Origin of the sequence: Lactobacillus agrestimuris (assembly GCF_943193025.1) — a bacterium.
In the GTDB taxonomy this organism is placed as follows: Bacteria; Bacillota; Bacilli; order Lactobacillales; family Lactobacillaceae; genus Lactobacillus; species Lactobacillus agrestimuris.
In genome coordinates this window covers 1-10,480 of record NZ_CALPCQ010000036.1, presented here as the reverse complement: position 1 = coordinate 10,480, position 10,480 = coordinate 1, and the positions used below count along the sequence as shown (strand labels likewise).

The following is a 10,480-nucleotide window of genomic DNA, read 5'->3' as shown; positions in this document are numbered from 1 at the left end:
AAGGAACTCCTTTTTCTATATTTTGAGAAAATAATTTAAGGAATAATTCATCCTTACACAAACTATTTTACGGTCTCAAATTAATTAAACTAAAATTGGAAATTCAATAACCATTTTTTAATATCTCCTTTGTTAATTGCTTTATATTTACATTTTGATACATTATTTTTGAAAAAAATAAAAAATGCAAAATTGAAAGAATTTTGCATTTTTGCATTTTATTTAGGTAATATTTCACTAAAATGGGGTAATCCATTTTGAGATAAAAACATTTTTATAGATTCACATTTCGATGTATCTTTATTTGCTACTGCGTTATAGTAATTACGCAAAACCTTATAAAAGAAAAATTCTGGCATCTCAGGTAATTGATCAAGTAATGAAAAGATCCTAGAATCAAATTTCAAATTATTATTAATACAATTAACGTATAAAAAATTGACACAAATGGATGCAATCAGCTTTTGATGACGAAAATCTTTTTGATCAAAATGTGAAGAATACTTATCTATGATCTCATTAAGATAAAAATTCAATTCATTATGCGAAAAAATCAGCATTGAATTACAAAACAGTCTTAAAGTTAATTCATCATCTACCCAATTGTCATTTTCAAACAAAATACGCTTAATTTCCTTACGAACATTTTTAGGGACCTGATCAATTGTATGTGTTACATTTGCTTCAATTAAAATAGCACGTAACTTTTCTTCTTTTGTAGCTGTAGATGCTTGAATCTCTTTATTCAGAGTTTTTACACTCTTTTGATCAGACTGATAAAAAGCATGTATCAATTTCAAATTCAAATTTATTTGATTTTTAGGAATAGATTGATATGTATCTTCTATTTCTTTAATGAAATCTATTAAACTAATATTATTTTTGATTAATATTTCAAAAAGATCATATGCAGAAATATCATGTTTATCCCGCTCAATTTTAGAATAATGAGCAGTTGTAATTACGCCAGCTGCCATCTCCGTTTGTGTTAAACCATGATCTTTTCGTTCTTTCTTTAAAGCTTCGCCGATTGTCATATTTACTATTTACTCCCCATGAGTAAAGACCTGCGTTGCCTTAATTGCTCGCTTCCATCCGGCATATAGATGTTCCCGAGTATCTTCTGCCATTTTTGGCTCAAATGCTTGGCCAATGACAAAGATATTTTTCAATTCATCAATATCTTTCCAATAGCCAACTGCAAGTCCAGCTAAAAATGAAACTCCTTCGCCAGTTGTTTCTAAGATCTTTGCTCGCTCAATTTTTGTTCCTAAAATATTTGATTGAAATTGCATCAAGTAATTATTGTTGGAGGCTCCACCGTCTACTCTAAGAGCTGGGATTTTGATGCCAGAATCTTTTTGCATGGTATCAACCACATCCCTTGTTTGGTATGCTAGCGACTGCAAGGTTGCCTTAACTAAATCATAGTTAGTTGTTCCACGTGTAACTCCAAAGACAGCACCACGCGCCTCTGCATCCCAGTATGGCGCACCAAGTCCCGTAAAGGCCGGAACCACGTATACTTCATCATTAGAATCTGACTTATATGCATAATCTTCAGACTCGGCAGAATTACTAATCATTTTCATGGAATCACGAAGCCATTGAATTGCGGAACCTGAGACAAAGACCGATCCTTCTAGTGCATAATTGACCTCTCCACCAATTCCATAAGCAATCGTCGTTAATAAGTTATTATTGGACTCAGTTGGTTTCTTACCAGTATTCATGACGATGAAGGAACCTGTACCGTAAGTATTTTTTACCATGCCTGGCTTTAAAGCTAATTGACCGAATAAGGCAGCCTGCTGATCCCCCGCCATACCTGCAATTGGGACTTCTTTGCCATAGAAACTATAAGAGGTAGTTTTACCATAAACTTCTGAATTTGATTTAACCTCTGGCAAAATTGCTTTTGGAATATTGAGCAAGTCCAAAATATCCTCATCCCAAGCTAAATCATGGATATTGAAAAGCATAGTTCTTGAAGCATTAGTATAATCAGTCACATGAACTTGACCTTCGGTTAGCTTCCATAAAAGCCAAGAATCAATGGTACCAAATAATAATTCGCCTTTTTCGGCTCGCTCTTGTGCACCTGGAACATGATCAAGAATCCAGCGAATCTTAGTAGCACTAAAATAAGGATCGATAATCAATCCAGTCTTTTTCCGGATCATTTCACTATAACCATTTGCTTTTAACTTTTCTGCTAAATCAGTTGTTTGACGTGACTGCCAAACAATCGCATGGTAGATTGGCTTGCCAGTCTTCTTATCCCAGATTACTGTCGTTTCACGCTGATTGGCAATTCCAATTGCTGCAATCTGATCAGGATGAATTCCTGAATCAATAAAAATAGTTGCGATGGTAGTTTGCACAGCCTGCCAAATCTCATTTGGATCATGTTCAACCCATCCTGGTTCTGGAAAGTATTGTGGAAATTCACGTTGGGCTTTTGCGACCACTTGACCTGCATGATTAATAATCATTGCTCTAGTTGAAGTAGTCCCCTCATCAATCGCCATAATATATTTTTCTGTCATCTCTAGGCCTCCGAAAACGTTTTCTATGTATTTTAGTTTACAGTTTTAAGCCCAAATTAGCCAACTAATTCTAAAGATTGTTATACTGAATAATAAAAAGAGAAAATGAGGTGTTAATAATGAGAGAGGAACCTATTGCAGTAACAATTGCAGGTAACGATAGCGATGGTAGTGCTGGAATGCCAGCTGATCTTCATGCATTTTTTGCAAGAAAGGTTTACGGAATGGGATTATTAACTGCAGCTGTTGCGGGTAATACAACTGGAATTTATGCTCAAGAAGTTATGCCAGTTGATTTCATTCAAAAGCAATTCGATGTTTTAGCAGAAGACTTCAATATTAAAGCCACTAAAACCGGTATGGTTGCTAATTCAGAAATTATGAATTGTGTGGCGGATAATTTAGAAAAATATGATTTCGGTCACTTGGTTATCGATCCTGTAATTTCAACTAAGCACGGTAATACTTTAATGGGAGATGATTCCTACAATACTTTCACTAAGCGCTTAGTTCCACTTGCAGAGATTATTACGCCCAATTTTTATGAACAAAGAAAGTTAACTGGGCTTGAACTTAATGATCTTGATGAAGTGAAAAAAGGTGCTAAGATCTTGCAAGATATGGGTGCTAAAAATGTCTTGATGAAAGGCCGTCATGATAAAGACGCTAAGGACGTAGTTGATTTACTTCTGACTGAAGATGGTGAATTCCACACCTTCTCTAAGCCTTACTTTGAAACTGACCGCGTTAACGGTACTGGCGATACCCTATCTGCAGTTATTGCGGCTGAATTAGCCAAAGGTACGCCGCTAATTGATAGTGTGAGAATTGCTAAGGACTTTACTTATGAGGCGATTTCTCATCCAATCAATGTTGGTTCTAAGTGGGGACCGATTAACCATTATGAAGCTCAGAAAAAGGAAATACATTAAAATTAGGAATTTAAGTTTTCAATACGATAGTTACTGATTTTTTGCCTCTTCGCCTGCTTTAGACTATAATTAACACATTAAATTAATCTAAATTATTAAATTAATCTAAATTTATGTAAGGAAAGATCACTATGGCAGATAATTTGATTAAAATTGCATACTTATATGAAGACTTGATGAACACTTACGGTGACTCAGGGGATGTTAAAATTGTTAGCCACTTACTTAAAAAAGACGGCTACGATACCCAAGTAGACAATATTTCATTAGGTGATGAATTTAACGCTGACGATTATGACTTTGTTTTCTTTGGCGGTGGACAAGACTTTGAGCAAACTGTAGTTGCTAAGGATCTTCCTCGTCATAAGGATACTTTAGAAAAATACGTTAATTCTGGAAATCCAATGCTTTGCATCTGTGGTGGCTACCAACTCATGGGTGACTATTACAAGACCAACTCTGGTGTAACTATCAAAGGATTGGGTATTTTCCCACTTCATACGGTCTTTAAATCAGATAAGCGTATGATTGGTGATACCAAGTACATGACTGAATGGGGTGAAGTTCAAGCATTTGAAAACCATTCAGGTCAAACTTACTTCGACAATACCGACAGACTTCATACTTTTGGCGATATGATCGAAGGATATGGAAATAATCCACAAGATAAAAAAGAAGGTCTTCGCTACCGCAACTTCATTGGTTCATATTCACATGGTCCACTTTTGAAGAATGTGAATATCGCTAATGCAATTGTTAAAATGATCATCGCACGTCATAATGATCGTTTAAATCAAGCAACTTCAAACGAAGTAGCTGAATAATAAAACAACCCCACTTGCATCCCTGTGCAAATGGGGTATTTGTTTACATTTATCTATCCCTTAATCTTACTATCCTTCTTCGGAGTATAATTCAAGGCAAGTACTGCAACAATTACTAACACTGTTCCCAGACAGTCCATCCCCGTCATGGTTAAACCAAAAAGCAATACCGCTCCAATCGTAGCAGATACTGGTTCAAAGGCATCAAGCAAGCTCACAGTAGCTGGCTTTACATAGCGAAGAGCTGTTGCCATCACACCAAATGGAATAATTGTTCCAATCAAAATTACTGCAGATGTCCATAACCACACTTCAGGTTTATTCGGAATGTTTGACCAAACTGGATGAGCAATAACTAGAATAATCCCAGCAACTAACATTCCCCAGCCTGTCAAGACAATACTAGAAACTCGCTTCACAATTCCAACTGGAATTAAAGTGTAGCTCGCTTCCCCAACAGCCGACATTAACCCCCAGAACAGTGCCCAAGGTGTAATTGCCAAGTGATCTAATTTTCCATGAGTAGCAAGTAAAAATACGCCAATAAAGGCAACAATAGCGGCCGTCACATCAAGTCTTCGTAAAACTTGCTTGTGAGTAATTGCTAAATATCCCATCACAAAAAATGGACCAATAAATTGCAAAATTGTTGCAACTGAGGCGTTAGCCTGTTGGATCACGATAAAGTAAAAAAGTTGAATCGGAATTAAACCAAAAACTCCATAAGCAATAATAGTTAAACTGTTACGCTTATTTTTTAAAGTTGCCACCGGCTTTTGCTTAGTTAAAGCCGCTATAATAATCAAAATCAAACCTGAAATGATCAATCTGATTTGGGTTAACCATAAAGGTGTAATTTTTGAATTAAGATTAAATAATCCTTGCGCAAAAAGCCCGGAAATTCCCCACATTACAGCAGCAAGTGAAGCTAAAATCGTCCAAAATCGACGCTGAGATTGCGATATCATAACTAATTTCCTTTATCTAATTTATTATCCTTCTTTTTTCGAGGTGAAATGTTAAGTGCCATCGCTGATAAAACAACTAGAATTGAACCAATCCAATCCATTGGTTTCATCACTAAGCCAAAGCAAAGAACGGATCCAATAGTGGCAGAAAATGGTTCAAAAGCATCAAGTAAGCTGGCAGTTGATGCCTTAATAAATCTCAATGAATTGGTCATTAATTGGAATGGGATTACGGTTCCAATCACAATTACGGCGGCTACATTAATCCAAACTTCTGGCTTATTAGGGATTTGTGGCATTTGTGGATGAACAATCATCAAACAGATCCCCGCTGATAAAAGTCCCCATCCAGTCACAACTAAACTCGAAACTCGCTTCAAAACATTAATTGGAATAAGTGTATTGGTAGCTACACCAACGGCCGAAAGCAAGCCCCAGAATAGAACTTCTGGACTAAGTGCAAAGCTATTAAAATTACCATGAGTAGCAAGCAAAACAACACCAGCAAAAGCTGCAATGGCAGCAATTACATCAATTGATCTCAAAGTCTGTTTGTGCGTTAGAGCTAAATAAGCCATGACGAAAAATGGCCCTACGAATTGCAAAATTGTGGCAATTGAAGCATTAGCTTTTTGCACAACGATAAAATAAAACAGTTGCACTGGTAATAAACCAAAAATTCCATAAGCGATAATTACCCAAGCATCATGCTTATTTTTCATTGTCGCAAGTGGCTTTTGACCAAAGATTCCGGCCACAATCAGTAAAACCACTCCAGAAGTGACCATTCTAATCTGTGACAACCACATTGGTGTGATTGCTGAACTAACATTAAAAAGAGCCTTCGCAAAAAGACCTGAAATTCCCCACATAACGCAGGCAAGTGCTGCTAAAAAGGCCCAAAGGCGGCGCTGTTTTGCTGTTGCCATTATAATTCCTCCCATTTTTTAGACAATAATAATAGTAACACAGAAAAAGGCAGTCCAATGCGGTTTTTTCGCATTAAACTGCCTTATTTATTTTCATCTTTATTCCAAACCAATGGGGTGAATAGACAGACCACAAGGCCATAAATAAAGTATAAACGATAGATATCAGCTTGTTCGGGATGTCTGATCCACAAGATTACCGACATCATTACCATGACCCCTGCTAAAAAGATTGTCGAAGACAGGTGACGATTGGCAAAGAAGCTAATAGATGCACCAAGTGTCAAAAGTAGTAAAACTCCAAACACAACCACAATTAACGGACCTTGAGTTTGAACATTGAAATCTAGCATTCTGGTTCCAGTCATTAACTGCCAGATCATATATCCTGATAATGCTAAGCCGACGATTAAAACTATAATTCTGATAATTAGAGAAACTGTTTTATTCATTGCACTCTTCCTCTACTTTTTCTTCTTGAGCCTCATTATAGTTGATTTCAAGCTAAGTAAGAATGTTTTTTGCCAAATCTAATTTAATTAATATTTGTTTTTAATGGTAAAGAAAAATCCTATCACGTAAAATAAATAGCCAACAAACTTATACTGCTTTTTTAATTCCTCTTAAAATATTAAGTCCACTAATCAAAATAATTGATCCACAAATTAACATTAGAACTGTCTCGCCAGAATTATCGAGTAAAATACCGGCAATAATCGAACTAATGGGACCACCTATGGAAGTGCTAGTACGAAGTGTAGTTAACACTCTTCCTAGTACTTCATCATTTGAAGTAATCTGAATCAACGATTCAGCTAAGATATTATGTATACTTGTCATTATTCCAAATAAAAAAATTAGGCCTACGAATATTAGCCAATTATTACTAAAGAAAATCATTAGAATTAATGGCAATGCACTAAGTATCCAGGTGAAACCAATCATTTTAACTTTTACAGCTAATTTACTTGCAATGGTTGCGCCAATGATAAATCCAACCATGAAACTAATGTAAAACATACTATAAAAACTAGCTTTACCATTTCTTTGTGCAATTCGTGGCAATAAAATTGTTATTGCTGGTGTTACAAAAGAATACAAGATTGAAGACCAGAAATAGTAATTTAGAAAATGATTGTTTTTAATAAACTGATAGCCACTAAATATTTGCTTATAGTATTTTGATTTTAATTTCTGAGAATTTGATCGATCTTTAACTTCTTTTAAAGCAAAAAACAGAAATATTAGACTGATTAAGCTTAATAAGCTACAGATCAGCATTACATTTGCAGAAATCAAATAAGTTAATAGTAATCCGGAAAGCACTGTTCCAGCGATATTTACAAACTGATCAATGCTACTGACTTTGGATATTAGATTATTTAGTTCTCGTTCATCTACCGCTGTTTCTTTTAGAATAGCTCGATCCGCGGGATTAAAAAATTCATCACAGATAGATACTACACCTGCATAAATCAGTGCTAAATAATAGCTCTTACTGAACTGATAAACTGCAGCAGTCGTGGCAAATAGGAAAATGGTTTGAACTAATATTGAATAGTAGCTAATCTTTTTGAACGAATAACGATCAATAATTGGACCGTAAAATATGGATAAGGCAGCTGTAGTCGAAAAAATTGCTTCAGCAATTCCAACGACAAAGGAACTTTTAGTAGATACTTGCAACCACCAAATGAAAACCATACTAAAGAGTGAATTAGCTAAACCGCCAACGGCGCGGGAGAAAAAATACGATTTCTTTTTTAACATATGCGTGCATTTATTTTACTATCATAATAATTACCTTATAAAAAAGTGCAGATATTTTGTATAATATTCACACTTTCTACCCTAGATTAAAATTATTTATATTAAAATCTATCTTCATCCTTAAAACAAGTGATACCACCTGCACCAGAACTCTTAACAGTAAATAATTTAGTGACATTTTTTTATGTACTTGTAAGTTATCCAAATCAACTAATGACAATGTTTTCATAATTTATACCTCCTAAATTTATACCTCCTAAAAAATACTTTTTTATGATTGATATTATAATAAAATGAAATTACATTAATATCAACATTTTATTTTAATTTTATATTTACTAAAGGAAGTCCTAGATGGGCTTCTTTTTTGTATTTATATTTATTTGTAGTATATTTGAACTGCCTATTAACCCCAATTAGTAGTCACAGCATCCATCTTGGGCCACGCATATTCTTATGTGTGGCTCTTTTTATGTGATTTTTATTTATTACCTTGAAAATTAAACATGTTAGTTTTATATTAAAAAATAATATTATCATGAATAGAGGGCGTATATAAAATGAGAAAAGTATGGTATAAAAGCTTGCTTAGATGGCAACTAGTTTTTACGATTTTGTTGTCAGTACTCATACTTATTTTCCAGCATGATTTGCTAAATTTAATTTACATAGTACTTTTGTTAGTATCATTTTTCCTTATGTATAAGGATAGGAATAAAGCATCGCATATCTTTAATATCATTGTCCTGCCCTATGTACTTATAGAGATTTATTCTGAATTTTTAAAACTATTAATAAAGTCATTCGCTGGCTTTGAAATAGGCTTTTATATTCTATATTTCATTGGAATGCTTGTACTACTAGTGCCAGTTACTATTCGTGACTATAGCAGCCTTAAACAGCCTATATGGCAATTATTGGCGTCTATTTGGGTAATAGTTAATCTATTTTTATCTCCACTAGTAACCGTAAATAGTGGGCAATTTATTGTTGGTTTAAATAATAGCGGGTTGCTTTTAGCGTTAATGTTTTTTGAATATGCCTACTTTGCCATTACCGGATGGGGCTACAAGTTTTACTTCAATTTGAAAGTGAAAAATACCAATACTTTGTATTACATAATGCTACTAGTTTTACTAGCAGTTACTGTTTGGATCAGTTTCTTTAATATATTTATTTTATCAGCGTCAGAATGGAGTCAAGCACTCTGGAATTGGGACTTTTCATTAATTAATCCTGCTGATTCAGCAACAGTAAAAAACATTTGGCAACTTATCTTTTCTGCTTTAGATGCTGGAATTATGGAAGAAAGTGCCAGATATATCTTCTTATTGGCTCCTTTAATTATGCTGGCTAATAAAAAAGGCCAAGTCATATATTCAATTTTGATAAGCTCTGTAATTTTTTCGTTACTTCACATCTTTAATTTTTCAACACCAGGAGCAACAATAAACGCTGTTTTATTCCAGGTTTTTCATGCTTTTGGCTTTAGTTGTCTTTTGGGCACTATTTTCTTATATTCTGGTAAATTATGGCTACCGATGCTGTTACATGCTTTTGCTGACTTTTTAAGCCTCTCATTGGTGCCTTTGGGCTATGGAGGTAGCTTGCTAGATAATGAAAATACTGGGGCATTAACTTTAGTTGTAGTTACTGTTATTCCTTTGATTTTTGTGACGATAATTCTGTTGAATAAATCAGCAAAAAGATATATTGATAAAAATATTAAAAAATACATTGAAATTTAATATTTAAGTGATATAGTTTAATCAAATATTAAATTATGAAAGAAGGAATTTAACAATGAAGTTAAAGAAGACTGTAGTATCATTAGCTGGTCTCGCTCTATTAAGTGTAGGTGCACTTGCTCTTTTATCAAATTCAGCTTCTGCTGCTGAAAATAACGATTCAACAACTGTAACTTTTAATGTAAAACAAGCAACATCTCAAGTAGGTTCTAAATCGTTTGCCGATGAGAAAGTTTACGCAAAGACTATAGGGGATACAAATGGCGGTGGTGGAATGCCAGGAGGTCCAAGAATTTGGGGACCAGGTTATACTTGGCACTGGTGGGGACATTAGAACATATTTTTATAAAACCAGCCCGTAGTGTAGGACTTGGCTACTTCGAGACGATCCGGATTTCAAGTGAGTATGCTCCTGCTAAAAAAACTATTTACTTCAATCTAAACCAAGAAAGATTGTAAAGATTCCATGGAACACAACTGAAAAATATCAATGGGACACGATTATTTTAGATAGTAATCAGGCCTTAGATGATTCAGGATATGCGACAGAATTTGAAAGTGTTCAAGTTAATAATGAAAATGATATTTATCTAACTGTTGCTTATCATGATGCATGGACATCTGATACAAAGAAAAATAAAATTTTTAGAATAACTTGGTAAAAATAAAAAGTCTGATAGCCTTGTACTGAGACGTAAAAATTAGACAAACATTTATTCTAGCTGACTAAGGCTTGATTCCGATATTCAATCGGAGTTAA

General features: G+C 34.4%; 12 protein-coding genes. 5 read left to right on the top strand and 7 right to left on the bottom strand.

The features are described from left to right. Positions 1-218: 218 nt before the first annotated feature. Positions 219-1,037, bottom strand: coding sequence for a helix-turn-helix domain-containing protein (locus tag NFR82_RS08605; RefSeq protein WP_251717863.1), 819 nt, complete (start codon positions 1,035-1,037; stop codon positions 219-221). Positions 1,038-1,046: 9 nt separating this feature from the next. Further along, the gene (gene glpK, locus NFR82_RS08600) at positions 1,047-2,549 is read right to left on the bottom strand and encodes a glycerol kinase GlpK (protein ID WP_251717862.1); all 1,503 of its coding nucleotides are present in this window, start codon (positions 2,547-2,549) and stop codon (positions 1,047-1,049) included. 119 nt (positions 2,550-2,668) lie between these two features. Here glpK and thiD point away from each other — a divergent pair, with 119 nt between their 5' ends. Further along, positions 2,669-3,481: a bifunctional hydroxymethylpyrimidine kinase/phosphomethylpyrimidine kinase gene (thiD, locus tag NFR82_RS08595; RefSeq protein ID WP_251717861.1), complete on the top strand. Its 813-nt coding sequence runs from the start codon at positions 2,669-2,671 to the stop codon at positions 3,479-3,481. Positions 3,482-3,612: 131 nt separating this feature from the next. Continuing rightward, positions 3,613-4,305 (top strand): type 1 glutamine amidotransferase, encoded by a 693-nt coding sequence (locus tag NFR82_RS08590; RefSeq protein ID WP_251717860.1) that lies wholly within the window; start codon positions 3,613-3,615, stop codon positions 4,303-4,305. Positions 4,306-4,358: 53 nt separating this feature from the next. On the opposite strand, the gene NFR82_RS08585 is transcribed toward NFR82_RS08590, so the two are convergent. The 5 genes from NFR82_RS08585 to NFR82_RS08565 form a co-directional block, all read right to left on the bottom strand. Next, the gene (locus NFR82_RS08585) at positions 4,359-5,273 is read right to left on the bottom strand and encodes an EamA family transporter (RefSeq protein WP_251717859.1); all 915 of its coding nucleotides are present in this window, start codon (positions 5,271-5,273) and stop codon (positions 4,359-4,361) included. A 2-nt stretch (positions 5,274-5,275) separates the two neighbouring features. Beyond that, positions 5,276-6,202 (bottom strand): DMT family transporter, encoded by a 927-nt coding sequence (locus NFR82_RS08580; protein WP_251717858.1) that lies wholly within the window; start codon positions 6,200-6,202, stop codon positions 5,276-5,278. A gap of 83 nt (positions 6,203-6,285) precedes the next feature. Further along, positions 6,286-6,654: a hypothetical protein gene (locus NFR82_RS08575; protein ID WP_251717857.1), complete on the bottom strand. Its 369-nt coding sequence runs from the start codon at positions 6,652-6,654 to the stop codon at positions 6,286-6,288. Positions 6,655-6,802: 148 nt separating this feature from the next. Then, positions 6,803-7,972 (bottom strand): MFS transporter, encoded by a 1,170-nt coding sequence (locus tag NFR82_RS08570; RefSeq protein WP_251717856.1) that lies wholly within the window; start codon positions 7,970-7,972, stop codon positions 6,803-6,805. 76 nt (positions 7,973-8,048) lie between these two features. Continuing rightward, positions 8,049-8,201 (bottom strand): hypothetical protein, encoded by a 153-nt coding sequence (locus NFR82_RS08565; RefSeq protein ID WP_251717855.1) that lies wholly within the window; start codon positions 8,199-8,201, stop codon positions 8,049-8,051. Between the two features lie 331 nt (positions 8,202-8,532). On the opposite strand from NFR82_RS08565, the gene NFR82_RS08560 reads away from it, so the two are divergent. The 3 genes from NFR82_RS08560 (at position 8,533) to NFR82_RS08550 (ending at position 10,382) form a co-directional block, all read left to right on the top strand. Continuing rightward, the gene (locus NFR82_RS08560; RefSeq protein WP_251717854.1) at positions 8,533-9,720 is read left to right on the top strand and encodes a CPBP family intramembrane glutamic endopeptidase; all 1,188 of its coding nucleotides are present in this window, start codon (positions 8,533-8,535) and stop codon (positions 9,718-9,720) included. A gap of 55 nt (positions 9,721-9,775) precedes the next feature. Further along, the gene (locus tag NFR82_RS08555) at positions 9,776-10,054 is read left to right on the top strand and encodes a hypothetical protein (protein WP_251717853.1); all 279 of its coding nucleotides are present in this window, start codon (positions 9,776-9,778) and stop codon (positions 10,052-10,054) included. 118 nt (positions 10,055-10,172) lie between these two features. After that, positions 10,173-10,382, top strand: coding sequence for a helveticin J family class III bacteriocin (locus tag NFR82_RS08550; protein ID WP_338147002.1), 210 nt, complete (start codon positions 10,173-10,175; stop codon positions 10,380-10,382). Positions 10,383-10,480: the final 98 nt, after the last annotated feature.